At 76.9% G+C, this 441-nt stretch carries 1 protein-coding gene; it reads right to left on the bottom strand.

Annotation, left to right across the window (positions count from 1 at the left end; translation table 11 throughout):
- The coding region (locus tag J5M67_RS28700) for a thioesterase domain-containing protein (protein ID WP_207888712.1) at positions 1-441 on the bottom strand (441 nt) is incomplete at both ends.

Here is a 441-nt window from a genome sequence, read left to right as displayed (position 1 = left end):
GCTGCGTTGCGCGCAGCAGCAGCACGCGGCGCGGATACGGCCCGGGCCGGTAGCGGCGCACGGCGGCGGCGTTGCGGCGGAAGACGTCGAAAAGCCGGCGCCTCCGCTCGGGCGGCGCATCGGGCGGCAGCGAGCCGGCCGCGACGGCCAGCTCGCGCAGCCGCGCCATCGCGGCCGACGGTTCGAGCGCCGCCCGATCCGGCGCGTCGACGCCCGCCGCGAACGCGAGCAGCCGGCCGATCGAGCCGATCAGCTCGGCGTCGGTGCGCGGGGCCGGCTGCGCGCCGTCGGACGCGACGCTGTCGATCAACGCGAGCAGCCCGACCTCGCACCGCTGCGCGAGCAACTGGCGCGCGATCTCGAACGCGACGACGCCGCCCGACGACCAGCCCGCGAGGTAATACGGGCCGTCGCCCGCAAGCGGGCGGATGTGCGCGATAT

Origin of the sequence: Pseudomonas sp. 30_B, assembly GCF_017491605.1 — a bacterium.
Lineage (GTDB): Bacteria > Pseudomonadota > Gammaproteobacteria > Pseudomonadales > Pseudomonadaceae > Pseudomonas.
Note: the sequence above shows the minus strand (reverse complement) of the source record. Positions and strands in the feature narration are given on the sequence as shown.